General features: G+C 63.0%; 19 protein-coding genes. 16 read left to right on the top strand and 3 right to left on the bottom strand.

Annotated elements, in window-relative coordinates:
* The first annotated feature begins 195 nt into the window (after positions 1-195).
* The 15 genes from gltB to gspM all read left to right on the top strand — a co-directional run bounded on the left by gltB (position 196) and on the right by gspM (position 18,908).
* Positions 196-4,644 (top strand): glutamate synthase large subunit, encoded by a 4,449-nt coding sequence (gene gltB / locus BLU37_RS05175; RefSeq protein WP_090202875.1) that lies wholly within the window; start codon positions 196-198, stop codon positions 4,642-4,644.
* A 31-nt stretch (positions 4,645-4,675) separates the two neighbouring features.
* On the top strand, positions 4,676-6,094 hold the full coding sequence (locus BLU37_RS05170) for an FAD-dependent oxidoreductase (protein ID WP_010453656.1): 1,419 nt from the start codon (positions 4,676-4,678) through the stop codon (positions 6,092-6,094).
* A 108-nt stretch (positions 6,095-6,202) separates the two neighbouring features.
* Positions 6,203-7,270, top strand: coding sequence for a uroporphyrinogen decarboxylase (gene hemE / locus BLU37_RS05165; protein WP_019362106.1), 1,068 nt, complete (start codon positions 6,203-6,205; stop codon positions 7,268-7,270).
* A 523-nt stretch (positions 7,271-7,793) separates the two neighbouring features.
* Complete coding sequence (locus BLU37_RS05160) at positions 7,794-9,239, top strand: lytic polysaccharide monooxygenase (RefSeq protein WP_090210903.1); 1,446 nt, start codon at positions 7,794-7,796, stop codon at positions 9,237-9,239.
* Between the two features lie 358 nt (positions 9,240-9,597).
* Positions 9,598-10,095 (top strand): type II secretion system protein N, encoded by a 498-nt coding sequence (locus BLU37_RS05155; RefSeq protein ID WP_090202873.1) that lies wholly within the window; start codon positions 9,598-9,600, stop codon positions 10,093-10,095.
* Positions 10,092-11,999: a type II secretion system secretin GspD gene (gene gspD, locus BLU37_RS05150; RefSeq protein WP_090202870.1), complete on the top strand. Its 1,908-nt coding sequence runs from the start codon at positions 10,092-10,094 to the stop codon at positions 11,997-11,999. Before BLU37_RS05155 ends, gspD begins: the two co-directional genes overlap by 4 nt.
* Positions 11,996-13,459: a type II secretion system ATPase GspE gene (gspE, locus tag BLU37_RS05145; protein WP_090202867.1), complete on the top strand. Its 1,464-nt coding sequence runs from the start codon at positions 11,996-11,998 to the stop codon at positions 13,457-13,459. Before gspD ends, gspE begins: the two co-directional genes overlap by 4 nt.
* A gap of 2 nt (positions 13,460-13,461) precedes the next feature.
* Positions 13,462-14,673: a type II secretion system inner membrane protein GspF gene (gspF, locus tag BLU37_RS05140; RefSeq protein WP_090202865.1), complete on the top strand. Its 1,212-nt coding sequence runs from the start codon at positions 13,462-13,464 to the stop codon at positions 14,671-14,673.
* A gap of 18 nt (positions 14,674-14,691) precedes the next feature.
* Positions 14,692-15,117 (top strand): type II secretion system major pseudopilin GspG, encoded by a 426-nt coding sequence (gene gspG / locus BLU37_RS05135; protein WP_090202862.1) that lies wholly within the window; start codon positions 14,692-14,694, stop codon positions 15,115-15,117.
* 3 nt (positions 15,118-15,120) lie between these two features.
* On the top strand, positions 15,121-15,591 hold the full coding sequence (gene gspH, locus BLU37_RS05130) for a type II secretion system minor pseudopilin GspH (RefSeq protein ID WP_026007465.1): 471 nt from the start codon (positions 15,121-15,123) through the stop codon (positions 15,589-15,591).
* Positions 15,581-15,961: a type II secretion system minor pseudopilin GspI gene (gene gspI, locus BLU37_RS05125; RefSeq protein WP_090202859.1), complete on the top strand. Its 381-nt coding sequence runs from the start codon at positions 15,581-15,583 to the stop codon at positions 15,959-15,961. Before gspH ends, gspI begins: the two co-directional genes overlap by 11 nt.
* Complete coding sequence (gspJ, locus tag BLU37_RS05120) at positions 15,954-16,499, top strand: type II secretion system minor pseudopilin GspJ (RefSeq protein WP_090202856.1); 546 nt, start codon at positions 15,954-15,956, stop codon at positions 16,497-16,499. Before gspI ends, gspJ begins: the two co-directional genes overlap by 8 nt.
* Entirely contained in the window at positions 16,499-17,356 is an 858-nt protein-coding gene (locus BLU37_RS05115) for a type II secretion system protein GspK (RefSeq protein WP_090202853.1), read from the top strand. The genes gspJ and BLU37_RS05115 overlap by 1 nt, the downstream gene beginning before the upstream one ends.
* Positions 17,353-18,453, top strand: coding sequence for a type II secretion system protein GspL (gspL, locus tag BLU37_RS05110; protein WP_090202850.1), 1,101 nt, complete (start codon positions 17,353-17,355; stop codon positions 18,451-18,453). Before BLU37_RS05115 ends, gspL begins: the two co-directional genes overlap by 4 nt.
* On the top strand, positions 18,450-18,908 hold the full coding sequence (gspM, locus tag BLU37_RS05105) for a type II secretion system protein GspM (protein WP_090202848.1): 459 nt from the start codon (positions 18,450-18,452) through the stop codon (positions 18,906-18,908). The genes gspL and gspM overlap by 4 nt, the downstream gene beginning before the upstream one ends.
* Before the next feature lies 1 nt (position 18,909).
* Here gspM and BLU37_RS05100 read toward each other — a convergent pair whose 3' ends face one another.
* Positions 18,910-20,154, bottom strand: coding sequence for an MFS transporter (locus BLU37_RS05100; protein WP_456239031.1), 1,245 nt, complete (start codon positions 20,152-20,154; stop codon positions 18,910-18,912).
* A 151-nt stretch (positions 20,155-20,305) separates the two neighbouring features.
* Between BLU37_RS05100 and BLU37_RS05095 the strand changes: the two genes are divergently transcribed.
* Positions 20,306-21,208, top strand: coding sequence for a LysR family transcriptional regulator (locus tag BLU37_RS05095; protein WP_010453688.1), 903 nt, complete (start codon positions 20,306-20,308; stop codon positions 21,206-21,208).
* Between the two features lie 88 nt (positions 21,209-21,296).
* Here BLU37_RS05095 and BLU37_RS05090 read toward each other — a convergent pair whose 3' ends face one another.
* Entirely contained in the window at positions 21,297-21,743 is a 447-nt protein-coding gene (locus BLU37_RS05090) for an excinuclease (RefSeq protein WP_090202841.1), read from the bottom strand.
* A gap of 38 nt (positions 21,744-21,781) precedes the next feature.
* Positions 21,782-22,222, bottom strand: coding sequence for a hypothetical protein (locus tag BLU37_RS05085; protein ID WP_090202838.1), 441 nt, complete (start codon positions 22,220-22,222; stop codon positions 21,782-21,784).
* Between the last annotated feature and the right edge of the window lie 9 nt (positions 22,223-22,231).

Here is a 22,231-nt window from a genome sequence, read left to right as displayed (position 1 = left end):
TATCCATTTAAACCTTTCATAAATGCGACGCGGATTTGCGACATTTCGCCGCTAAATTTGTGGGTGCTTGTGTCGGTGTGTACAATGACCTCCCTTTTGCCCCTGCAAAGCCGGCGTACGTTCGGCGTGGATGGTAAGTGGTTGAATTGAAAAGAAATTTGCCTCTTTTAGAGGCAGCCTGGTGAGAAAGTGTCTATGAAAGCAGGTCTGTACCAACCAGATGAATTCAAGGATAACTGCGGTTTCGGCCTGATTGCACACATGCAAGGCGAGCCCAGTCATCACCTGTTGCAGACGGCCATCGAGGCCCTGACCTGCATGACCCACCGTGGTGGGATCAACGCCGACGGAAAGACCGGTGACGGTTGTGGCCTTCTGATCCAGAAGCCCGACCAGTTCCTGCGCGCTGTCGCAAAAGCGCAATTCGGTAACGATCTGCCCAAGCAATATGCGGTGGGCATGGTGTTCTTCAACCAGGACCCGGTCAAAGCTGAAGCGGCACGTGAACACATGAATCGTGAAATCCTCGCGGCCGGCCTGCAACTGGTGGGCTGGCGCAAGGTGCCGATCGATACCAGCGTCCTCGGCCGCCTGGCCCTGGAGCGCCTGCCGCAGATCGAGCAGGTATTCATCGGCGGTGAAGGCCTGAGCGACCAGGCGTTCGCCATCAAGCTGTTCAGCGCCCGTCGTCGTTCGTCGGTGGCCAACGCCGCCGATACCGATCACTACATCTGCAGCTTTTCGCACAAGACCATCATCTATAAAGGTCTGATGATGCCGGCGGATCTCACCGCCTTCTATCCGGACCTCAACGACCCGACGCTCAAGACCGCAATCTGCGTGTTCCACCAGCGTTTCTCCACCAACACCCTGCCGAAATGGCCGTTGGCGCAACCGTTCCGCTTCCTGGCGCACAACGGCGAGATCAACACCATCACCGGCAACCGCAACTGGGCCCTGGCCCGTCGCACCAAATTTGCCAACGACCTGATCCCCGATCTCGACGAACTGGGGCCGCTGGTCAACCGTGTCGGTTCCGACTCCTCGAGCATGGACAACATGCTCGAACTGATGGTCACCGGCGGCATCGACCTGTTCCGTGGCGTGCGTATGCTGATTCCGCCAGCGTGGCAGAACGTCGATACCATGGACGCCGACCTGCGTGCGTTCTACGAATTCAACTCCATGCACATGGAGCCTTGGGACGGTCCGGCGGGCGTCGTGATGACCGAAGGTCGCCACGCGGTCTGCCTGCTCGACCGTAACGGCCTGCGCCCGGCGCGCTGGGTGACCACCAGGAACGGCTACATCACCCTGGCGTCGGAAATCGGCGTGTGGAACTACCAGCCTGAAGACGTCATCGCCAAGGGCCGTGTCGGCCCGGGGCAGATCTTTGCCGTGGACACCGAGACCGGGCAGATCCTCGACACCGATTCCATCGACAATCGTCTGAAGTCGCGCCATCCGTACAAGCAGTGGCTGCGCAAGCACGCCCTGCGTATCCAGGCGACCATGGAAGACAACGACCATGGTTCGGCGTTCTACAACGTCGAGCAGCTCAAGCAATACATGAAGATGTACCAGGTCACCTTCGAGGAGCGCGACCAGGTGCTGCGCCCACTGGGTGAGCAGGGCTACGAAGCGGTCGGCTCGATGGGCGATGACACGCCGATGGCCGTACTTTCCCAGCGCGTGCGTACGCCGTACGACTACTTCCGCCAGCAGTTCGCCCAGGTGACCAACCCGCCGATCGACCCGCTGCGCGAAGCGATCGTCATGTCGCTGGAGATCTGCCTCGGTGCCGAGCGCAACATCTTCGAAGAGTCGCCGGAGCACGCCTCGCGAGTGATCCTCAGTTCGCCGGTGATCTCGCCGGCCAAGTGGCGCTCGCTGATGAACCTGGAGCGTCCGGGCTTCGAACGCCAGATCATCGACCTGAACTACGACGAGAGCGTCGGCCTGGAAGCGGCCGTGCGCAACATCGCCGACCAGGCCGAGGAAGCTGTGCGCGCCGGTCGTACCCAGATCGTCCTCAGCGACCGCCATATCGCCCCGGGCAAGCTGCCGGTGCATGCGTCCCTGGCGACCGGTGCCGTGCACCACCGCCTGACCGAAAAAGGCCTGCGCTGCGACAGCAACATCCTGGTCGAAACCGCGACCGCCCGTGACCCGCACCACTTCGCGGTGCTGATCGGTTTCGGCGCATCGGCGGTCTATCCGTTCCTGGCCTATGAAGTGCTGGGCGACCTGATCCGTACCGGCGAAGTGCTGGGCGACCTGTACGAAGTCTTCAAGAACTACCGCAAGGGCATCACCAAGGGCCTGTTGAAGATCCTTTCGAAGATGGGCATTTCGACCATCGCCTCGTACCGCGGCGCGCAACTGTTCGAAGCCATCGGCCTGTCCGAGGAAGTGGTCAACCTGAGCTTCCGTGGCGTTCCGAGCCGGATCAAGGGTGCCCGTTTCGTCGACCTCGAAGCCGAACAGAAACTGCTGGCGACCGAAGCCTGGAGCGCGCGCAAGCCGATCCAGCAGGGCGGCCTGCTGAAGTTCGTCTACGGTGGCGAATACCACGCCTACAACCCGGACGTGGTCAACACCCTGCAAGCCGCCGTGCAGCAGGGCGACTATGCCAAGTTCAAGGAATACACCGCGCTGGTGGACAACCGTCCGGTGTCGATGATCCGCGACCTGCTCAAGGTCAAGACTCTGGAGCAGCCGCTGGACCTGGGGGAAATCGAACCACTGGAGTCGATCCTCAAGCGTTTCGACTCGGCGGGTATCTCTCTCGGTGCCCTGTCGCCTGAGGCCCACGAAGCTCTGGCCGAGGCTATGAACCGCCTGGGCGCACGCTCCAACTCCGGTGAAGGCGGCGAAGATCCTGCGCGTTATGGCACTGTCCGTAGCTCGAAAATCAAGCAGGTCGCGACCGGCCGTTTCGGTGTGACGCCGGAATACCTGGTCAATGCCGAAGTGCTGCAGATCAAGGTGGCTCAGGGCGCCAAGCCCGGTGAAGGCGGTCAACTGCCGGGCGGCAAGGTCAACGGCCTGATCGCCAAGCTGCGTTATGCCGTACCGGGTGTGACCCTGATCTCGCCTCCGCCGCACCACGACATCTACTCGATCGAAGACCTGTCGCAGCTGATTTTCGACCTCAAGCAGGTCAACCCGCAGGCCCTGGTCTCGGTGAAACTGGTGGCGGAAGCCGGTGTCGGCACCATTGCCGCCGGCGTGGCCAAGGCCTATGCCGACCTGATCACCATTTCCGGTTATGACGGCGGTACCGGTGCATCGCCACTGACCTCGATCAAGTACGCCGGTGCACCGTGGGAACTCGGCCTGGCCGAAACCCACCAGACCCTGCGCGGCAACGACCTGCGCGGCAAGGTTCGGGTACAGACCGACGGCGGTCTGAAAACCGGCCTCGACGTGATCAAGGCGGCTATCCTCGGCGCTGAAAGCTTCGGCTTCGGCACCGCGCCGATGATCGCCCTGGGTTGCAAATACCTGCGTATCTGCCACCTGAACAACTGCGCCACCGGCGTCGCGACCCAGAACGACAAGCTGCGCAAGGATCACTACATCGGTACCGTCGACATGGTGGTGAACTTCTTCACCTACGTCGCCGAGGAAACCCGCGAGTGGCTGGCGAAGCTGGGCGTGCGCAGCCTCGAAGAACTGATCGGGCGTACCGACCTGCTGGACATCATCCAGGGTGAGACCGCCAAGCAGCATCATCTGGACCTGACCCCCTTGCTGGGCAGCGATCATATTCCGGCGGACAAGCCGCAGTTCTGCCATGTCGATCGCAACCCGCCTTTCGACAAGGGCCTGCTGGCCGAGAAAATGGTCGAAATGGCCCTGCCGGCGATCAAGGACCTGAGCGGTGCCGAGTTTGCCCTGGATATCTGCAACTGCGACCGTTCCATCGGTGCGCGGATCTCCGGCGAAATCGCCCGGGTCCATGGCAACCAGGGGATGGCCAATGCGCCGATCACCTTCCGTTTCAAGGGCACGGCCGGGCAGAGCTTCGGCGTATGGAACGCCGGTGGCCTGAACCTGTACCTCGAAGGCGATGCCAACGATTACGTGGGCAAGGGCATGACCGGCGGCAAGCTGGTGATCGTTCCGCCCAAGGGCAGCATCTTCAAGAGCCAGGACAGCGCCATCGTCGGTAACACCTGCCTGTACGGTGCCACTGGCGGCAAACTGTTCGCCGCCGGGACTGCCGGCGAGCGTTTCGCGGTGCGTAACTCCGGCGCTCACGCTATTGTCGAAGGCACCGGCGATCACTGCTGCGAATACATGACCGGTGGTTTCGTCTGTGTCCTGGGCAAGACCGGCTACAACTTCGGCTCGGGCATGACCGGCGGTTTCGCCTACGTGCTGGATCAGGACAACACCTTCGTCGACAAGGTGAACCACGAGTTGGTGGAAATCCAGCGGATCAGCGGTGAAGCGATGGAGGCCTATCGCAGCCACCTGCAGAATGTGCTGGACGAGTACGTCGAGGAGACCGACAGCGAATGGGGTCGCAACCTCGCCGAGAACCTGGATGACTATCTGCGGCGCTTCTGGCTGGTCAAGCCGAAGGCAGCCAGCTTGAAGTCGCTGTTGTCCAGCACCCGTGCCAACCCGCAGTGATGCGCCTGAAGAGTTTGATGAGGTTTTTGTAATGGCTGAACGTCTGAGTAACGACTTCCAGTTCATCGATGTCGGGCGCAAGGATCCGAAGAAGAAACTGTTGCGTCAACGCAAGAAAGAGTTCGTGGAAATCTACGAGCCCTTCAAACCCCAGCAGTCGGCCGACCAGGCCCACCGCTGCCTGGGGTGCGGGAACCCGTATTGCGAATGGAAATGCCCGGTCCACAACTTCATCCCCAACTGGCTGAAGCTGGTGGCCGAAGGCAATATCCTCGCCGCCGCCGAGTTGTCCCACCAGACCAACACCCTGCCGGAAGTCTGCGGCCGGGTCTGCCCGCAGGATCGCCTGTGCGAGGGTGCCTGTACCCTCAACGACGGTTTTGGCGCGGTGACCATCGGCTCGGTGGAGAAATACATCACCGATACCGCCTTCGCCATGGGCTGGCGTCCGGACATGTCCAAGGTCAAACCGACCGGCAAGCGTGTTGCGATCATTGGCGCAGGTCCGGCGGGCCTGGGCTGTGCCGACGTGCTGGTGCGCGGCGGGGTGACCCCGGTGGTGTTCGACAAGAATCCGGAAATCGGTGGTCTGCTGACCTTCGGTATTCCCGAGTTCAAGCTGGAAAAGACCGTGCTGAGCAATCGTCGCGAAGTCTTCAGCGGCATGGGCATCGAGTTCCGCCTCAACACCGAGGTGGGCAAGGACGTGACCATGGAGCAACTGCTCGCCGAGTACGATGCAGTGTTCATGGGCATGGGCACCTACACCTACATGAAGGGCGGCTTTGCCGGCGAGGACCTGCCGGGGGTGTATGACGCCCTGGATTTCCTGATTGCCAACGTCAACCGCAACCTGGGCTTTGAAAAGTCGCCGGAAGATTTCATCGACATGAAGGGCAAGAAGGTTGTGGTGCTTGGCGGTGGCGACACTGCGATGGACTGCAACCGCACCTCGATTCGCCAGGGCGCCAAGGCTGTGACCTGTGCCTATCGTCGTGACGAGGCGAACATGCCCGGCTCGCGCAAAGAGGTGAAGAACGCCAAGGAAGAAGGCGTCAAGTTCCTCTACAACCGCCAGCCGATCGCGATCGTCGGTGAAGACAAGGTCGAAGGCGTGAAGGTGGTCGAGACCCGTCTCGGCGAACCGGATGCCCGTGGCCGTCGCAGCCCCGAGCCGATTCCGGGCTCCGAAGAGATCATCCCGGCCGACGCCGTGGTCATCGCTTTCGGTTTCCGTCCGAGCCCGGCGCCATGGTTCGAGCAGTTCGCTATCCAGACCGACAGCCAGGGCCGTGTCGTGGCACCGGAGCAGGGGCAGTTCAAGCACCAGACCAGCAACCCGAAAATCTTCGCCGGTGGCGACATGGTGCGCGGGTCCGACCTGGTGGTCACGGCGATCTTCGAAGGGCGCAATGCCGCTGAGGGTATCCTCGATTACCTGGGCGTCTGACCTGCTGACCCGCGACAAATTGACCCGATAGATAAAAGGCACGGCTCTCGCCGTGCCTTTTGCGTCTGGCTCTGAGAAAATGCCCGTACTTTTTTTCCGGATGCCGACATGACTGCCCTGAAGAACGACCGTTTCCTGCGTGCCCTGCTCAAGCAACCCGTTGACGTCACCCCTGTGTGGATGATGCGTCAGGCCGGGCGCTACCTGCCGGAGTACCGCGCCAGTCGCGCCAAGGCCGGCGACTTCATGAGCCTGTGCATGAATCCGGCGTTCGCCTGTGAAGTGACCCTGCAACCCCTCGATCGCTACCCGGGCCTGGATGCCGCGATTCTGTTCTCCGACATCCTGACCATCCCCGATGCCATGGGCCAAGGCCTGTATTTCGAGACCGGCGAAGGTCCGCGCTTCAAGAAGGTCATCAACAACCTGGCCGATATCGAGGCACTGCCGATCCCCGATCCGCAGAAGGATCTGGGTTACGTGATGGACGCAGTCAGTACCATCCGTCGTGAACTCAATGGCCGCGTGCCGCTGATCGGCTTCTCGGGCAGCCCCTGGACCCTGGCGACGTACATGGTCGAAGGCGGTTCCTCGAAAGACTTCCGCAAGACCAAGGCGATGCTCTACGACAACCCGCAGGCCCTGCACCTGTTGCTGGACAAGCTGGCCCAGTCGGTGATCGCCTACCTCAATGGGCAGATCCTGGCCGGTGCCCAGGCGGTGCAGATCTTCGATACCTGGGGCGGCAACCTGTCGGCCGCGGCTTATCAGGAGTTCTCCCTGGCCTACATGCGCAAGATCGTCAGTGGCCTGATCCGCGAGCACGAAGGCCGCAAGGTGCCGGTGATCCTGTTCACCAAGAATGGCGGCCTGTGGCTGGAAAGCATTGCCGACGCCGGCGCCGATGCTCTGGGCCTGGACTGGACCTGCGACCTGGGCGATGCCCGTCGTCGGGTCGGTCACCAGGTGGCCCTGCAAGGCAACATGGACCCGACCGTGCTGTATGCCAAGCCCGAAGCCATTCGTGCTGAAGTCGCACGTATTCTTGCCAGTTACGGTGAAGGATCGGGCCATGTGTTCAACCTGGGCCACGGGATCACTCCGGAAGTCGATCCGGAACACGCCGGTGCCTTTATCAACGCCGTGCACGAGTTTTCCGCGCAGTATCACCGCTGAGTCTTCGGCGTCGACCGCGGCCCCTCTGATGGGGCCGTTGGCCTTTCTCCCCCGCATTGCGCTGTTCTCCTATCCGCCTGACGATCCCCGAGCTATTGCTGGGCGCGCGCTGTCAGGACCGTCGCCGCCCCCGGCGGATCGATTCGGTTATCTCTCGTCCTGTGTAATAACCCCGCGGCTTTTGAACATTTGTCTTGATGGTTTTCTGAAGTTTCCTTCAAAAATTAATGTGAACTCTGTCTTCAAAGGTAAAGCTTCTCAAGCAAATTTACTCTTGCTGATGATTCCCTCTGCCTGATCGGAATTACCTTACAGCTAAAAAATTGAATGTTCGTAAAATGCAAATCCGAATTCTTACTATTGAAGTTCGGATGGTGAGTTTTCGATTTTTGCCCTGCTATTTAACTGGCTGTCCATTGGGGTTTTTCTCAGGGAGAGGTGTGTCCATATTAAAAATATTTCGAATGTTCGAGTTGAACGGATGCAAGTACTTCAATCATTCATGCCGGGATTAGAAACTATGATGAAAAAACGTTCGGGTTCGATCGTCGCAGGTGCGTCCGCTCTGACCATGATGACGGCCCTGGTTGCTTCGCAACAGGCGGCGGCTCATGGTTATCTGAGCAATCCGCCCTCGCGGGCGTATGCCTGCCAGTTGGGTTTGAGCAAGGATTGTGGCGGCGCGCAGTATGAGCCGCAGAGTGTGGGCGAGACCTTCAAGGGGTTTCCGGCCGGGAGTGGTGGAGGCCCGCTGCAGGGGCCCATGGATGGCAAGATCGCCAGCGGCGGCTCGGCCAATTTCTCCGCGATGGATGCCCAGAGTGCAACGCGCTGGCACCTGACTGAAATCAAGGAGCGTGACGTCGAGTTCACCTGGCAGTACACCGCCGCACATCCGGCTACCAAGCATGAGTATTTCATTACCCGCTCCGGCTGGAACCCCAACCAGCCGCTGACCCGCGCTGCGTTCGACAGCGTGCCTTTCTGTGAGGTCGACGGGCAGAACGTGCTGCCGGTTTCCGGCGCCAGGCACGCCTGTACGATCCCCGCCGACAAGAGCGGCCAGCACGTCATCCTCGCGGTCTGGACCGTCGGTGACACTGCGGCGGCCTTCTACAACGTGGCAGATGTGAACATCCTCGCCGAAGCGGTCGCGCCGGATGGCTGGCAGGCGGTCGGCACGATCACGCCGGCGCCCAACGCCCTGCTGGTGGGCGACAAGATCAAGGCCCGGGGCTTTGGCGCCGATGGCGAGATCGCCGCGCGGCGGGTCGAGATCAGCATCGATACGGAGCAGGAAGGCCGGCCCGAGAACTGGTCGTTCAAACTGGCCGAGCAGATCAACCGGAGCCAGGAGCTGGTGCGTGCCGGTGTCCGTGACGAAGAGGGCCGGATCAACCCGATCAAGGGGGCGAACAAGGTCTTTGCCAAGGCCGAGAGCGGCGTCAAGCGCTATGAGCTGCAACTGGACCTGCAGGAAGACGCCGCTGCTGAATTGCGCCTCTCGACGATGAACAATGACCTGGCGTTGGACAAGGGCCGTCTTGCCCTGCCGGTGCCCGTGCTGGGCAACCGCCCGATGAATGTCGAGGTCACGGTCTTCGAGGCTGGCAACAAGGCGGTGGGCTCCACCACGCAACAGATCGAAGCCGGTGCCGCCTGGCTGAACGTGGATGTGCGCAGCGCACCGGGCACTCATCAGGTCAAGCTGGTCGGGGTAACGGTCGACGGGCGCACCACCCGCCAGGACCTGGTGTCCATCGAGCTGGGTGGCGAAGGCGGTGGCCTGGAATACGACAAGGTGTATCCGGACGGCATTGCCGATTACCAGCCGGGGACCACGGTACTCCAGGGTGACACGGTCTACGAGTGCAAACCGTTCCCGGACGGTGCCTGGTGCAAGATCAATAGCCATCACTATGTCCCAGGTCACGGCTCGAATTGGCAGGATGCCTGGATCGCCAAGTAAGTCAGCCTGATGAATCCGGGACAATGCAGGAAAGTTGTCCCGGATCTTTCCTGGACGTATTGACTGTCAATCCGGTGAGTACTCTTTTCGGATTTTAGAGTGGCCGGTTTTATTACTCTGAATGTTGCATGGCATATCGAGTTTTGTTACTCCTGAATGTTTTCCGTAATTGTTATCAAGCGGTATTGGAAGTGCCTGTCGTATATAGGAGAAATATCGGCGTGTTCAAGGATTTTGTGGGGACTCTGATCATTGTTGTTTTCAGGGTACGAACTGCGTTCTGTTTTGCTCATGAATATGGGCATTACCGGCGGATGTTTTGCCGCCCGTGTTGGTGAGGTGGCCGGTGCGATTTCTTTTGCGCGCGCTGCTGTGCCTGCTGCCGTTGGTTCATGGTGCCTGCCTGGCCTGGGATGAGTGGGTGTTTCGTCGCGACCTGCCCGTCGCCCCGGTTGCCGTCACGACCGGCGCGACAGTCGCGCCGCCGTTGCCGCTCAATCATGGCGCAGTGGCCACGGTGCTCGGCCTGCAGGGCCATGGCGTCCCGGCGCGTAGCAGCGAACCCTTGCAGTTGCGTGCCAGTTTTGTCGCCAGTTCCGGTGCGTCGCGGGCGCTGCTGGCGGGAGCCCAGGGCCAGCGGATCTATCGGGTCGGCGACAGCCTGCCGGGCGGCAGTGTCCTGCGGCGGGTCGAGGCCGGGCGGGTGGTGCTCTGGCGTAACGGACGCGAGGAGTCGCTGGGGCTGGAGCCGCCTGGGCGCAGGTCATTGTCAGTGCATCCGGGTGCGGTCCCGGTTGCCGTGCCTGCGACGTCTTATCTGCGGCCAGTGACCCCGGCTATCGGGGTGAAACCATGAGCTGGTCCGCCGTGCCCGTCGGCTGGCGTCCACTGCTCTGTGGCCTGCTGTGGTCGGTGGCGTTCGCACCGGCGTCGGCCGAAGAGCCGCGTTGGCAACTGGCGATGAACGATGCCGAACTGCGCGATGTGGTCCGTGAGATGTCGTCGATACTCGACACCACGGTGGTTCTCGATCCCCGTGTCCAGGGGCGTATCACGGTGCTCTCGGAACAGGAACTGGATCGCGAAGGGGTGCGGCGGCTGTTCTACTCGGTGCTCGATGCCCACAATTTCACGGTGATCGACGAGGGCGACCGGATTCTCATCGCGCCCGTGACGGATGCGCGTACCCGTGCCAGCGATGCCACCAGCGGCAGTGCCTCGACCGGGCAGTTCGTCACCCAGGTGGTGGCGCTCAACCAGAGCACGGCCGGCGATATTGCGGCCCTGGTGCGTCCGCTGGTCTCGGTCAACGGTTATGTCGGGCCTTCGACATCGGCCAATGCCCTGGTGGTGACTGACAGCGCCAGCAATGTCCGGCGCATCGCCCGGATCATTCGGGAACTGGATACCGGGCACAAACACGCTCATGAAGTGTTGCAGTTGCGCCATGGTCTGGCGGCCGAGCTGGCCCGGCTGCTGGAGCAGTCTCTGGGCAAGCAGGGCGCCGAGTCGGGCAGCCAGGTGATTGCCGATACGCGCGGCAACCGTCTGTTGCTGATCGGACCCAAGGCGGTGCGCCAGCGTCTCGGTCAACTGGCCCGCTCGCTCGACACTCCGGCCCCGGTGGTCGCGGACAATGCCCGGGTGATCCGCCTGCGCTACAGCGATGCCAAGCAGTTGGCCGAGGTCCTGGACGCCATGGGCCAGGGAGTGGGCCAGGACAGTGCGGGCGCCGCCAGTCGGGACAGCACGGTGTCCAAGGCGGTGGTCAAGGCCGATGAGAGCCAGAACGCCCTGGTGCTGATCGCCGAGCCGAGCCAGGTACGCACCCTGGAAGGGATTGTGCGCCAGCTTGATCAGCCGCGCTCGCAGGTGCTGATCCATGCGGCGATCGTCGAGGTCTCCGGCGACATCAAGGACGTTCTCGGCGTGCAGTGGGGCAGCCATTCCGGCGCGCTCCAGGGCACAGTGACCTTTACCGATGCGCCAATCACCCTCGCAGGTTTCGGCAAACCCGAAACCACGTTGCCCGATGGCGCCGTGTTGCGTGTGGGTAACGACCGTTTTGGCCTGCTGGTGTCGGCCCTGGCGCGCAATGTGCGCAACAACGTGCTGTCCACGCCGAGCCTGCTGACCCTGGATAACCAGGAGGCGGAAATTCTGGTGGGTCAGAACGTGCCGTTCAAGAGTGGCTCCTACCAGACTTCCGGTATCGGCAACGACAAGCCCTACACCACGATCAGCCGCGAAGACATCGGTCTCAAGCTGAAGATCCGGCCGCATATCAACGAAGGTTCGACCCTGCGTCTGCGGGTCGAGCAGGAAAACTCCGAGCTGGCATCAAGCACCCTGGTGTCCGATGACTTCATCACCAACAAGCGTGTGCTCAAGAGCACCATCCTGGTCGATGACGGCGAGATCATCGTCATCGGTGGCCTGATCAAGGACAGTATCCGCAGCCAGGAAAGCGGCGTGCCGCTGCTGCGCGACATTCCCTACCTGGGGGCGCTGTTCCGTTGGAACAGCGAGACGCGTGACAAGACCAACCTCATGGTGTTCCTGCGCCCGACCATCGTGCGTGGCAAGGAAGACATGATCGAAGCCAGCTCGACCGGCTACAACCGGCTGCGCGAACTCAGCCGACCGGCAGCCCGTCAGGGCAATTCGCTGTTGCTGCCGAGCGATCCGCAACAACTGTTCGATGGTCAGGACGATGACGCCGCGGTGATCGACCTGCGTCGACAGCAGGCGACGCCATGACCCATCGGTTGCCTTTCGGTTTCGCCCGGCGTTTCGGTGTGTTGTGGCAGGAGCAGGGCGAGACGGCCGTGCTGCTGATCCGTCCGGATACACCGTTGAGCGCATTGTCCGAGGCCCGGCGTCAGCTCGGGCGGGGCTGCCCCGTGCATGAAGTCGACGCGGCCGAGTTCGCCGCACGCCTGGCGGCCTGCTACAGCGACGGTCAGAGCGCCGCCGAGCAGGTCGCCCAGGGCCTGGACGACGAACTCGACCTGATGAGCCTGGCCGAACGGCTACCGCCGACCGCCGACCTGCTGGAGCAGGAGGGCGATGCGCCGATCATCCGGCTGATCAATGCCCTGCTCAGCGAAGCCGTGCGGGAAAAGGCCTCGGATGTGCATCTGGAAACCTTCGAGCACAGTGTCTCGGTGCGCTTGCGGGTGGACGGCCAGTTGCGTGAAGTGCTGCAGCCCCGGCGCGAGTTGGCGACATTGCTGGTATCACGGATCAAGGTCATGGCGCGGCTGGACATCGCCGAGAAGCGCTTGCCACAGGATGGCCGGATCGCCCTGCGGCTGGCCGGGCATGAGGTCGATGTGCGGGTCTCGACCCTGCCTTCGGCCCATGGTGAACGGGTGGTGCTGCGCCTGCTGGACAAGCAGGCCGGGCGCCTCGAACTGGAGCGGCTGGGCATGCCGGCGACGACCCTGGAGCGTTTCCGGCGGATACTCGGCAAACCCCATGGCATCCTCCTGGTCACCGGGCCGACCGGCTCGGGCAAGACCACCAGTCTGTACGCGGCGCTGAACCACCTCAACGACCGCACCCGCAATATCCTCACGGTCGAGGACCCGATCGAATACCACCTGCCCGGAATCGGCCAGACGCCGGTCAATCCCAAGGTCGAGATGACCTTTGCCCGTGGCTTGCGGGCGATCCTGCGTCAGGACCCGGACGTGGTGATGGTCGGCGAGATCCGCGACCGGGAAACCGCCGCCATCGCCGTGCAGGCTTCGCTCACCGGGCACCTGGTGCTCTCGACCCTGCACACCAACAGCGCGGCGGGTGCGGTGACGCGCCTGCTGGACATGGGCGTCGATGCTTATCTGCTGGCCTCATCGCTGGTCGGCGTGCTGGCCCAGCGTCTGGTCCGCACTCTGTGCCCTGTATGCAAGCTTGCGCAGGCTGCGGACGCCGCGGCTCTTCAGCGACTCGGGCTGACGCCGCAGGCCACGGTCACGCTGTTCAAGGCGGTGGGCTGTCCGCGTTGTCAGCAGGGGTATCGCGGTCGCACCGGTCTCTACGAACTGATGGACATCAGCCCGGCCCTGGCGCAAATGATCCACGACGGTGTCGGCGAAGCCGAGCTGGCCCGCCAGGCCCGATCTATCGGTCCCAGTCTGTTCCAGGACGGGCAGCGGTTGGTGCTGGAAGGTCGTACCAGTCTCGATGAACTGCTGCGCGTCACACAGGAGGACTGAGGATGCCGACCTTCGAATATCGCGCCCAGGACACTCATGGCCGCCACTGCCGGGGACAGCAGCAGGCCGAAAGTGCGCGCCATGCCCGGCAATTGTTGCGCGAGCGCGGGTTGTTGCCGACGGCCTTGCGGGCGGTCGTGGAGCGTCCCGGGCTGTTTGCCGTGCGGCGCTCCGACAGTGGGTTGGGCGCTGGCGCCCTGGCGTTGCTGACGCTGCAATTGTCGACGTTGATCCAGGCCGGACTGCCACTTGAAGAGGCCTTGCGGGCGCTGGTGGCGCAGCATCACGGACGGCGTTCCGCCAGCGTGCTGGCGGCGGTACGCGACCGGGTTCTGGAGGGCTATGAGTTGTCCTCGGCGCTGGCAAGCTTCCCGCGTATCTTCCCCGAGCTGTTTCGCGCGAGCATCGCTGCCGCAGAGCGCTCCGGGCATCTGGGACAGGTACTGGAGCAGTTGGCGCATTACACCGAAGCGCGCCAGCAGGCACGGCAGAAAATCCAGCTGGCGCTGGTCTATCCGCTGGTTCTGCTGCTGGCCTCGCTGGGCATTGTCGGTTTCCTGCTGGGCTACGTGGTGCCCGATGTGGTGAGGATTTTCATCGACAGTGGCCGTGAACTGCCCTTGCTGACACGCGGCCTGATCCGTCTCAGCGCCGCGCTGCGCGAGTACGGTTGGTTGCTGGCATCCGGGCTGGTCGGTCTGGGGGGACTGCTGCATGGCGCCTGGCGGCGTCCAGCCATGCGCCGCCGCTGGCACGCCGCTTTGCTGCGCGCACCGCTGGTGTCGGATGTGCTGCGGGCTGTGGAGGCGGCGCGGTTTGCCAGCACCTTGGCGATTCTCGGCAAGAGTGCCGTGCCCCTGGTGGAGGCCCTGGAAATCTCTGCCGCAGTGATCGGCAACCTGGCGATCCGCGCCCGCATGCTCGAGGTCGCACGTTCGGTGCGTGAGGGCGGCAGCCTGAGCCGGGCGCTGGAGCACAGTGGCGATATCCCCCCGCTGATGTTGCACATGATCGCCAGCGGTGAGCGTGCCGGCGAGCTGGACAGCATGCTCGCGCGCGCCGCCGAGCAACAGGAAAAACACCTCGCGGCCCGCATCGCGCTGGTCGTCAGTCTCTTCGAGCCGGCAATGCTGGTGGCGATGGGCGGCATCGTGCTGCTGATCGTCATGGCGATCCTGTTGCCGACCCTCAGTCTCAACCAAACGGTGAATTGATCCATGAAAATTTCTGCAATGCGGGCGCAACGCGGCTTCACCCTGATCGAGATCATGGTCGTGGTGGTGATTATCGGCGTGCTGGGCGCACTGGTGGTGCCGCAGTTCATGGGGCGCACGGACCAGGCCAAGGTCACGGCGGCGCGCACCGACATCCAGGCCATCGGTACGGCCCTGGAAATGTACCGCCTCGACAACTTCCACTATCCCTCGACGCAGCAGGGGCTCGAAGCCCTGGTGAGCCAGCCGTTGGGGGCGCCGGCCGCGAAGAACTGGAATCCCCAGGGCTACCTGAAACGCTTGCCGGTCGACCCCTGGGGCACGCCTTACCAGTACCTGAATCCTGGCACCCGTGGCAGCGGCTACGACCTTTACTCGTTCGGCGCCGATGGTCTGTCCGGCGGTACGGAGTTGGGTGGTGACATCGGTAATTGGGACAACTGAGTGATGCCGGGGCGTTCGCGTGGTTTTACCCTGCTGGAGTTGCTGGTGGCGATGGTGGTCATCGGCCTGCTGGCCGGCCTGGTCGGTTTTTCCATGCAGCCGAGCCCGGCCCGTCTGGCTCGGCAGGAGGCCGGCGCGCTGGTGCAGTTGCTGCAACATCTGCGTGAGCAGGCGGTGCTCGGTGGGCAGGAGTTCGGCCTGCGTCTGGACGCCGAGGGTTATCAGGTGGTGGTATTCGAACGGCCCGAGTGGCGCGCGGCCGGTGCGTCCTATCGTTTGCCTGATGGCCTGTATTTTCGTCTGGAGCTTGAGGGGCGGCCGCTGAAACTGGGCAATCGGCCGAACCAGCCGCAATTGCTGCTCCTGAGCAGCGATGAAATGAGCGCCTTCACCCTGCATTACGAAACCTCGCAGCAGCGCTGGCTGAGCGTCTCGGGAGACGGTCTTGGTGACCCGGCCATCGATGAAAACTGAGGGTGGTTTCACCTTGCTGGAAGTCATGGTGGCCTTGGCGATATTCGCCTTGCTGGCGGCGGCCGTACTGTCGGCGAGCGACTATGTGCTGCGCCAGGGCGGCACGCTGCAACAGCGGTTGTTTGCGGTGTGGCTGGCGGACAATCAGTTGAGTGAGCTGCGCTTGCAGACGGTCGTTGAGCCGGGCCGGCAACAACTGACCCGGCATTTCGACCGGCGTGAATGGCGCCTGAATCAGCATCTGCTGCCGGCGTTCGACTCGCGTCTGATGCAGGTCGAGCTGGAGGTGCGTCTGGGCAACGATCCGCAACCGCTGCATCGTCTGACAGGGTGGTTGCCGATGGCCGAGGAGGGGAGTCGACATGACTAGGCAGGCGGGTTTTACCTTGCTCGAACTGGTCATCGCCCTGGCGCTCTTCAGTCTGCTGAGCCTGGGTTGCTGGCGACTCTACGACAGCCTGCTACGGGTCCAGGCTCACGTCTCGGCCCACGAGCAGGCGTTGCGCAATCTGCAGCGGGTGATCGCGGTGATAGAGCGGGACTTCCTGCAAGTGGCCGCTCCTGGAAACCTCCCGGCGCTACGCTGGCGCCAGGAAGAGCTGCACTTGCATCGCGGCAACTGGCGCAATCCGCTGGACCAGCCGCGCAGCGAACGACTGGACGTCAGCTACCGCGTCGAGGAGCGCCGACTGCTGCGCTACAGCCGCAGCCCCGAGTTGGCGACGATGCAGCGGCAGGTGCTGCTAGGGGATGTGCGTGAGCTGCGTTGGCGTTTCTACGACCGACAAGCCGGCTGGCGTAGCGGCTGGCCGGCTTCTGGCGGGCTGCCGCGAGCGGTCGAGATCAGCCTGTCCGCCGGGCGTTTCGACGACATTCGTCGGGTCATCCTGTTGCCGGAGGGAGCGTGATGGCGTCCCGGCAACGAGGTATCGCGATGATCACCGTGCTGCTGGTCATGGCTCTGGCGCTGCTGCTGACCGCCAGTCTGTTGCGCAGCCACCGGCTGACCTTGCAGGGAAGCACCCAGCATATTCATCAGGTGCAGTTACGCCAGTGGGCGATCACGGCGGAGGGCTGGGCCGTTCGACTGCTGCAGGGCATCGGGCATACGCCCCCGCAGAACGTCAATCTGGCCCAGGAGTGGGCGCAGAGGCCTGTGGCATTTGCGCTGCCGGATACCGAGATTCGCTTGAGCATCGAAGACCTTGCCGGACGTTTCAACCTGACGCCGCTGCTCGGCCCCGGCAAGGCCGATGAAATCATTCTGGCGCGCTGGGCCCGGCTGCTGGAACGGTTGGAGATCGCCGCCATCGATCTGGCACCGTTGCGCGGTAGCGATGTACGCGACCCGAGCCAGCTACGGCTGCTGCCGGGCGTGGACGAATCGACCCTGCGGCGTCTGGAACCGTGGATCGCCCTGCTACCGGGCAATGCCCCACTGAACATCAACACCACCAGCGCGTTGCTGTTGTCGACCCTGGAAGGCATGAGCGACAGCGACGCGCAGCTGCTTATCCAGCAACGCCCTGCCGAGGGTTATCCGGATGCCGGTACCTTCGCCCTGGTCGCCGGCCTCAAGGGGCGTGGCATTTCCGCGCATGGCCTGGGCGTCGGCAGCCGCTGGTTTCGGGTCACGGTCGAGGTTGCCGCCGGGCGCAGCCGTCTGCGGCTTGTCAGCGACCTCGAGCGCGATCCGAAAAGCCAACGTCTGCGTGTGGTGCAGCGCCGTTTCCTGGCCCCGATCCAGAGTGAATCGTCCTTATGACTTCGTGGCTCTACCTTTACCCTGACGGACTCGCTGCGCCCGACGAACATTGGCCGGTCGCCTGCTGGCAAGGCGCTGAAGAACCGCTCGACATGACCCTGGCCGAGGCCGCTCGACAATTGGCGGGGCAGGCCGTGCAAGTGATGCTGCCGATGGAGGCGTGCAGTTGGTTGCGTAGCGACACGTGGCCGGGGCGCCGCCGCCCGAGTCTCCAGGCGTTGGCTTACTCCGTGGAAGAGCAATTGGCGGATGACCTCGACAACCTGCATCTGGCGCCGGGCAGCCCCGACGATGCCCACCGCTATCCGTTGTTGGTGATCGACAAGGCGTATTTCTCCAGCATCGTCGAGTTGTTACGCGCTGCGGGTGTGCGGCTTGCCAGTGTGCAGGTCGACGCGGATCTGCTGCCGAGCGAACGCGCCTATGGCGTCTGGTGGGGCGGGCGTTGGCTATTGGGTGGCGCACTGTCGGCGCGGTTGGCAGTCTCGGAGTCGGAGCTGCTCAGCCTGCTGGCGCGGTTGCCGGACGATCTCTGCCGGCTGGATCGTGCGCAGTCGGCACAGGTGCGAACGCTGCTGGCGAGCGGGCAGGGTACGGACCTGCTCCAGGGTGCATTCCGCCGTACAGAGGACCGGCGCCCTTGGGCGTGGTGGCTGGTGGGCTCGTTGCTCATGTTGTTCGTCTTGTCCTGGAGCTTCAGCCTGGCCCGCAGCCACTACCTTGAGGACACTGCCGCGCGCTTGTACGAACAGAGTGTCCGGCATTTCCAGACGCTCTATCCGCAGCAGACCCGTATTGTCGATCTGTCGGCCCAACTCCGGCAGCTCGGGGCTGGCGATGCACAGCGCCCCCGACAGATGGCGCGCCTGGTGCGGCTGGTCGAGCAGGTGATCGGTGGCAGTGGTGTCGAGGTCCAGCGTATCGACTATCAGGCAGGCGCGGGCTGGACCCTGGCGCTGACGGCCAATGACTTCGCCGAGTTGGAACAACTGCGCGAGCGCGGTCGGCAAAACGGCCTGCCGGTCCGGCTGGGCAGTGCCAGCAAGGAGCGCAATCGTGTACGCGCCACATTGACCCTGGAGGAGCCGAGCGAATGATCAAGCGCCTGCCGACCCTATTGATCGAACGCTGGCAGCGCCTTGCCCGACGGGAGCGCCAGTGGTTGATCGGGCTGGGGCTGTTCCTGCTGTCGGTAGCGATGTTCAGCGGCCTTTGGCTGCCGGCACAACAACGTCTGGAGCGGGCTCACCATCTGTATCAGCAACGTTGGGCGCTGGCGGGCGAAGTGCACAACGTTCGGCCAACGCAGGTGCGAACGGCGCCGACGCAACCCCTGTCGACCCGCCTGGACGACAGTGTCCGGGCGGCCGGGTTGGAACTGCAGCAACTGGACCAGGATGGGCAAACGCTGCGGCTGACACTCGTGGGTGACGCCCTGGCCCTGCTCGGCTGGCTGGAGCGCGTCGAGCAGGACGGAGCGCAGTTGCAGAGCCTGGGCCTGGAACCGCGCGACAAGCGACTGGAGGCCCGTGTGGTGTGGCAGGCGCCTTGACTCAGGCCACCTGGTTGCTCGCCAGCACCGGCAACCGCGCGAGTTTCAGCGCGACCATGAACGCTACCAGCAGCAGGCCACCGATGAACATCCCGATGCCGTTCCAGCCTGCGTAGTGCCAGGCCACGCCGCCCAGGGTGCCGGCGACGCTGGAGCCTGCGTAGTAGCAGAACAGGTACAACGACGAGGCCTGGCCCTTGGCTTTCAGCGCCCGGCGCCCGATCCAGCTGCTGGCCACCGAGTGCGCGCCGAAGAAGCCGAAGGTGAACAGCAGCACCCCGCCGATCACCACCGGCAGCGGCGTCACCAGCGTCAGGGCGATGCCCAGCAGCATGGTCAGGATCATCGACCAGAGTACCTTGCGCCGGCCCAGTTTGTCGGCCAGGGCACCGATCTGCGCCGAGCTGTAGATGCCCGACAGGTAGACGATCGACAGCAGGCCGACGAACGCCTGGCTCAGCCCGTAGGGCTCGGCCAGCAGGCGATAGCCGATGTAGTTGAACAGGGTCACGAAGGCCCCCATCAGCAGGAACGCTTCGAGGAACAGCCACGGTAGGCCTGCATCCCGGAAATGGACGGTGAAGCCGTTGAGCAGGTTGCGGGTATTGAGCGTGCTCGGGCGGAAGTTGCGTGACTCCGGCAGGATCTTCCAGAACAACGCTGCGGCGATCAGCGCCAGGCCACCGATGACCAGCAAGGCGTTGTGCCAGCTGATGAAGTCGATCAGCACGCCGACGATCAGGCGCCCGCTCATCCCGCCGATGGCATTGCCGCTGATATACAGGCCCATGGCGAAGCCGATGTGCTGGGGATGGATCTCTTCACTCAGGTAGGTCATGCCGACCGCAGCCAGGCCGCTCAGCGACAGGCCCACCAGCGTGCGCATGATCAGGACCCCCTGCCAGTTGGGCATGAAGGCGCCGAGGAGAGTGAACAGCGCGGCACTGAACAACGCCACGACCATGACCGGCTTGCGTCCGAGGCTGTCGGAAATCGGCCCGGTGATCAGCAGACCGATGGCCAGCATTCCCGTAGCGACCGAGAGGATCAGGCTGCTTTGTGCAGCGTTGATCCCGTACTCCTTCGAGAGCATCGGCATCATCGGTTGTACGCAGTACAGCAGGGCGAAGGTCGCGAAGCCGCCACTGAACAACGCCAGCACGGTGCGCATGAACGCCGGGGTGCCTTTTTCGATATAGGTGTCGCTGGGGCGAGGGGCAGTATCGTTCGATACGGCGGGGGAAATTTCGTGGGTGAGAGGAGCAACAGCAGTTTTCACGGTGGACCTCGGAAGGTGCATTCGGCCAGGCAGTGAAAAAATCATATAGCTGGCTAAATATTCTTTCCAATATATTGTTCGACCTGTTTGATAGGTTTTACGACTCAATGAGGTGTCCATGGAATTGCGTCATCTGCGCTACTTCATCGCCGTGGCCGAGGAACTGCACTTTGGCCGCGCGGCAGAGGTGTTGGGTATCTCCCAGCCGCCGCTGAGCCAGCAGATTCAGGCGCTGGAGCAGGAGCTGGGGGCTCGGCTGTTCGAGCGGACCAATCGTCGGGTCGAACTCAGTGAGGCCGGTCGGCTGTTCCTGGAAGAGGCTCGGCTGGTGCTGGCGCAGGTCGACAAGGCAGCGGATGTGGCCCGGCGGGCGCAGTTGGGTGAATTGGGTGAACTGAAGATCGGCTTCACCTCGTCGGCGCCGTTCAACTCGACGATTCCTCAGGTGATTTTCTCGTTCCGCCAGTCCTTTCCGGCGGTGCACCTGAACCTGCAGGAAATGAGCAGCAAGATGGTGGCCGATGCGCTGATGGACGAGTCGATCGAGGTTGGTCTGATGCGTCCGCTGGCGTTGCCCGATGCCCTGCACGTCGTCGAGTTGATGCGTGAACCGCTGGTGGCGGTGCTCAGCGCGGAACACCCGCTGGCGAGTGGCAGTGAGGCGGGGCTGCACCTGTCGGAGCTGGCGCTGGAGCCTTTCGTGTTCTTCCCGCGTAGCTACGGCAGCGGGCTGTATGCGCAACTGATGAGCCTGGCGCGGCAGGCAGGCTTCAGCCCGCATTTCGCCCAGGAGGCGGGCGAGGCGATGACCATCATCGGACTGGTGGCGGCGGGGTTGGGGGTCTCGGTATTGCCGGCGTCCTACCAACGTATTCGTATCGATGGCGTGGTCTATCGGCCGTTGCTGGACCCCGAGGCGGTGTCGTCGGTATGGCTGGTGCAACGCAAGGACCAGAAGTCGCCAATGGCCAGGGCGTTTGTCGAGTTGCTGACGCAGCGGGCGGTTTCACAACACGTTTGATAGCCGGGCAATCCCGCTCGCCAGCAACGGAGAATCCTCACCTCCAGAAAGCTTTCTGGTGCTTCCAGAGAGGCGGCACTCCAGAGGGTTACTGCACCTTCGACAGGTCGCCCTTGAGCGCCACGCCGCCGATGAACGCGCCAGCATGGCATTCGTAGGTGGTCGGGCTCTTGGTTTCGTTACGCTTGTAGTAGCTGACGATGTTGGTCACCGCGTTCGCCCCGACCTTTTTTGCCGCGTCGTGCAGGGTGATCAATGCCGACTGCAGAGCCCAGGCACAGGCTTCCTCGTCGCTCTTGTTGAAGGCGTTGGTCTTCTTGTTGGTCACCGCGTCCGGGCTGACCACGGTGATCTTGCCCTTGGGCGTGTTGCCCGCCAGGTAGAACTTGACGCTGCCATCGATCTTGCCAGTACTGATCGCTTCGGCCACCACCTTGTCGAACGGCAGATTCAGCGTGGTATCGCGGGCCTGGCTCAGGCCCGGCAGGCTGCATAACATCAACGCGGTCACGGCGGCCCAGGTTTTCGTCTTCATGGTCTACTCCTTGTTTTCGATGTACGGAAAAAACGTGGTTACTGGCTGATCGGCTGCGGTTCGCCCACACCGATGGCGTGAGCGGTGCTCTCGGCATCGTGGTCGCGCAGCTCACGCAGGATGCCCTTGTCCAGCAGGCGCACCCAACGGATGTAGTTCTTGTGGATCTTGCCGTCCTTGTAGTCCATGCCGCTGCTGTCGCGATAGGCGATGGTGTAGCCGCTGGCGCTGTAGTTGATATCGATCTCGACGTGGAATTTCTCCCGCACGGTGATCTCGGCCTGGATCTGCGACGGGTTGACCCGCTGTACGCTCCACTTGCGCTTGACCAGGGTGGTGAGGATCGCCTGTTTCATCTGCTCCTGGCTGGCCTGGATCTGCGGCGTGACGGTGCGGGTCGGGGTGACGATTTTCTTGCTGGTGCAGCCGGCAGTCGTCAGCAGTGCCAGGGCGATCAGTGCAACGCGAAACAGGGACATTCCATTTCT

The sequence above is a fragment of the Pseudomonas asplenii genome (assembly GCF_900105475.1).
Lineage (GTDB): Bacteria > Pseudomonadota > Gammaproteobacteria > Pseudomonadales > Pseudomonadaceae > Aquipseudomonas > Aquipseudomonas asplenii.
This window is presented reverse-complemented; position numbering and strand designations above follow the sequence as displayed.